The organism is Micromonospora sp. M51 (assembly GCF_018070305.1).
Lineage (GTDB): Bacteria > Actinomycetota > Actinomycetes > Mycobacteriales > Micromonosporaceae > Micromonospora > Micromonospora parva.
Genome location: NZ_JAGPXZ010000600.1, coordinates 1 through 3,882, shown reverse-complemented (window position 1 = coordinate 3,882; position 3,882 = coordinate 1). Strand labels below are relative to the sequence as shown.

Sequence of the window (3,882 nt, the reverse complement as noted above, 5' to 3'; positions counted from 1 at the left end):
GTGAGGCCGAGCGCCGACGCGTCCCGCAGTTGGCGGGCGGCCCGCGCGCTGGTCACCAACGCCTTGGTCGGGATGCAGGCGACGTTGATGCAGCTGCCGCCGATCATGCCGCGCTCGACCATGGCGACCCGCTGACCGGATCGGGCGACGTCCATGCTCAACGTCTTCCCGGCCTTGCCGCCACCGACGACGAGCAGGTCGAACTCCTCCGGTTGGTCGGTCACCCGGCGCTCCTCTCGGTCACCGGCCAGGCCGGCGGCCACCGCTGGTGCACGGCGGCCAGCCCAGCCTGCCAGCTCCGTCGGGCGCGGCGATCCGGTTCCGCGCAGAATCCACCCGGACCCTGACCAGGTGCCGAGGACCCACGCGGCGAGCCCGGTGAGGGATCATCGGTGGATGCCTGACATCCCGCCGCAGTTCCGTGCCCGGGTCCGCCATGAGCCGGATCGGTCGTACGCGGTGCTGGTCGAAGGACGCCAGGGTGCGGCCCGCCTGTTCGGCGTACCGCTGGATCAGATCGCCCGGTGAGCACCTCGACTTCGCCCCCGTCCTCACCGACGGGGAGGCCGCCGAGTTGCGGCGGTATCTCGCCCGGTCGGCTCAGCCTCCGTCGTGAGCCACGCCTGTGTCCTGCCAGCGGTAGAGGTCGCGCAGCAGGGAGATCTCGGCGCCGTGATGGATCAGCTCCCGGTTGACGTGCAGGACGATGCCCTCCATCGGAAACCGCTCGGTACCCACCGGCGGCGGATTCTCCAGGTCCGCGTCCGAGAGCTCGCGGACTCCGGCGTTCCATCTCCCGTACATCTCGTCGAGCTGGTGCAGCGCCTCGTCAGCGGTCCCCGCGTAGGCGAAGGTCTGCGAGTCGACGTCCTGGCCGCCGAAGTGCCATCCGACCCGATAACCCAGGCAGGAGACGATGATGTGCGCCAACCGCCAGGCAATGGTGGTCACCGGCGCCGGTACCGGGTCAGGGGACGCGTGGTCCACCGTCCATGCCCCCGAACCTGCTGACATCGGTGCGGCCGACGTGCCACGTGGGCGGATGCTCCAGCAGCCGGGCACCGGCTCCCAGAAGTACTCCTCATCCGTCAGATCGTCCAGCCGCGGTCGCAGGTTCTTGCGCCAGTGCCGGTCCAGTTGGTCGGCGAGTCGCTCGCTTCTCGTCACCGCCGCACACTACGGACAACGGACCTGGCTGCCAACCCCGGGCGGTCGACCCGGGCCCGTGCGGAGGTGCTCCGGGCCCGGGTGCAACCGCTGCTGAGGTCAGTGCCGGGCGGCGCCGTTCTCACTGACCGGCTGCCCGAAGGCCAGGAACGGCACGGGCGTCGGCGCGTCGGTGCCGATGTGCCGGGGGAAGATCGGCTCGGCGTCGGCACTCACCTCACGGGCAGCAGTAGCGTCCGGCGCCACCGACTCGTCCGCCACCACCGCCGCGCCACCGTGCTCACCGTTCACCTGCTCGGCCGGGTCGCCGTCCACCTGCTCGGCCGGGGCCTGGTCGGCGGGGCCACTGTCGACAGGGGAGCGGTCGGACGTGGCGCGATCGGCATCGGCGTCGGCCACCGGGGCTCGCTCCGTGGCGTGCCGGTCGACGCCGACGCGGTCGACGGTGAGCTGCTCGACACCGGTCCGCTCGGGGGCGGGTCGATCGGCGCTGGCGCGGGAACCCACCATCGGGTACTCCGCGGTCTCCGTACCGCCGGCTGCCGCGGCCATGACCGCGGCGGCGGCGAGGTCGGCCACCCGCTTGGCCTCCCGCTGCACGCGGGCGCGGACCTCCTTGGCGTGCCGCTCGGCGGAGTCCCCGGCCCGGCGGGCCTCGTCCAGGCGGGCGTTCTCGGCGGTGAGGTCCCGGCGGACCTCACTGAGCCGCTGCTGCATCCGGGACAGCTCGTTCTCCAGCGCCTCGCCCTCCTGGCGGATCTCGGCGAGCTGCTGGCGGCCGGTGTCCAGCTCGGCGTGCAGCTCCGCGGCCTCCTGCCGGCGCTCGTCAAGCTCCTTCTGCAGGGCGGCGAGCTGCTGCTGCTGGCTGGCGGCCTGCTCGTCGGCGCGGTTGCGCAGCTCGGTCACGTGCTGCTGCGCCTCGGCCAGCAGCGCGGCGATCTGCTGCTCGGTCGCGCTGCGCTGCTCGGCCAGCTCCTGCTCAGCGGCGGCCTGCTGTTCGGCGATGTCCTGCTCGGCGGCGGTGCGCCGTTCGTTGACCTCTCGCTCCACGTTGGCCTGCCACTGGGCCATCTCCTGCTGGTTCTTGGCGCGGGCCGACTGGAGTTCCTGCTGGATCTGGGTACGGGCCGACTTCATCAGCGCGTCGGCGGCCACCCGGGTCTGGTTGAGCTGCTGCGCGCTCTGCTCGGTGATCCGCTTGGCCTCGTGCTGGGCGCGCTCGTGCGCGGCCTCACCGTCGGCCCGCAACTGCTCGGCGTGCTCGCGGATCGCCGTCAACTCGGCCTCGGCCAGGGTGCGCCGCTCCTCGTACGCCTGCTCCTGCTCGGCCCGCCGGGCGGCCAACTCCTCGGCCAGGTCCTGACGTGCCTGCGCGGACCGCTCACGGGTGTCGGCGAGGATTCGCTCAGCTTCGCTGCGCAGCTCGTTCGCCCGGTCGGTGGCCGACTCGGTGATGATCCCGGCCTGCTTCTCGGCGAGTGCCATGATCTCGCCGACCATCGGGCCGAGGTCGTGGAACGAGGCGCGGTCCACCTGCACGGGCTGCTCCTGAAGCTCGGCCAGCTCGGCACGTAGCCGCTGCACCTCGGCGGTCAACTCACGGACGCGGACGGCGGACTGTCCATGCTCGCGGCTCAACATCGCGATCTGACTGTCGAGCTGCTCCAGGTGTCGGTCCACCTGGCGTTTGTCGTATCCGCGCAGGGCGAGCTCGAAGCTCGGCCGGGAGGCCGCATCGTCGCGTGCTGCGTGCGGCTCAGCGCCGATGGACATGCACCATCCTCCGTACGATCGGGGCGTCAGGGTCGGCGGTCGCCTGCCCCACGGGCCGTCAGTGTGGCGCAACGCTACCGCCGAGCGGACCTCATGCGAAGTCCTGCCCCACCCCCTCTCACGTTGTCGCCCCGCGTTCCCCCGTTCCCGCGCCGATCACGGACTCGTGGTGCCGGAAAGGTGCTGCTCCACCACCTTTGTCATCCGGGGAAAGTCCATGATCGACGCAGGTCGACGTGCGGACGCGGGGCGACGGGCCGGTGCGGGTCAGCGTCGGCGGGCGACCAGGACCGCGTCGTGGTGGGTGACGTCCTCGCCGTCGGGGTTGGTGGCGAGGCGGGCGCGTTCCTCCGCCGTCAGCACCTCCCAGTGGGTCGGGTCCAGATCGGCGGCCACCTCCTGCGCGGTGTACATCGCGTCCGGCATGTGCATCCGGTGCGCCGCCCCCCACAGGTCAGACGGGTGGTGGCCGACGATCAGCAGGACGCCGCCCGGTGCCACCGCCGCGGCCAACCGGGCGAACAACTCCTGCCGCTGCTGCCGAGGCAGGTGCATGAACTGCGCGGACACCAGGTCGTACGCCTGCTCGGCGGGCGGCTTGTCCCGCAGGTCGACGTGGGTGAACTCGATCCGGTCACCGACGCCGGCGGCCTCGGCGTTCGCGGCCGCCCGGCTCAGCGCCGTGCTGGAGATGTCCACCGCCGTCACCTGCCAGCCACGCGTGGCCAGCCACACCGCGTCGGCGCCCTCGCCGCTGCCCACGTCCAGCGCGCGCCCCGGGGTCAGGTCGGTGACCTCGGCGACCAACTGCGGGTTCGGACGCCCACTCCACACCGAGGGCCGGGACTGGTAGCGCTCCTCCCACGCCGGCTCCTCGAACGTCGTGGCCACCAACTGCCGGTACGCGGCCACCGCGTCGCGGGTCTCCTCGGCGATCAACGC

The 3,882-nt window shown here is 72.3% G+C and carries 5 protein-coding genes; 1 reads left to right on the top strand and 4 read right to left on the bottom strand.

What is annotated here, in order from left to right:
* Nucleotides 1-224, bottom strand: a 224-nt coding sequence (locus KBX53_RS25295; RefSeq protein WP_210862009.1) for an FAD-dependent oxidoreductase, incomplete at its 3' end; no start/stop codon positions are given.
* A 172-nt stretch (nucleotides 225-396) separates the two neighbouring features.
* On the opposite strand from KBX53_RS25295, the gene KBX53_RS36890 reads away from it, so the two are divergent.
* The gene (locus tag KBX53_RS36890) at nucleotides 397-528 is read left to right on the top strand and encodes a hypothetical protein (RefSeq protein WP_256443412.1); all 132 of its coding nucleotides are present in this window, start codon (nucleotides 397-399) and stop codon (nucleotides 526-528) included.
* 72 nt (nucleotides 529-600) lie between these two features.
* On the opposite strand, the gene KBX53_RS25290 is transcribed toward KBX53_RS36890, so the two are convergent.
* The 3 genes from KBX53_RS25290 to KBX53_RS25280 all read right to left on the bottom strand — a co-directional run bounded on the left by KBX53_RS25290 (nucleotide 601) and on the right by KBX53_RS25280 (nucleotide 3,879).
* Complete coding sequence (locus KBX53_RS25290) at nucleotides 601-1,167, bottom strand: DinB family protein (RefSeq protein WP_210862007.1); 567 nt, start codon at nucleotides 1,165-1,167, stop codon at nucleotides 601-603.
* Between the two features lie 99 nt (nucleotides 1,168-1,266).
* Nucleotides 1,267-2,940, bottom strand: a complete 1,674-nt coding sequence (locus KBX53_RS25285; protein WP_210862006.1) for a DivIVA domain-containing protein — start codon at nucleotides 2,938-2,940, stop codon at nucleotides 1,267-1,269.
* Nucleotides 2,941-3,207: 267 nt separating this feature from the next.
* Complete coding sequence (locus KBX53_RS25280) at nucleotides 3,208-3,879, bottom strand: cyclopropane-fatty-acyl-phospholipid synthase family protein (protein ID WP_247676188.1); 672 nt, start codon at nucleotides 3,877-3,879, stop codon at nucleotides 3,208-3,210.
* Nucleotides 3,880-3,882: the final 3 nt, after the last annotated feature.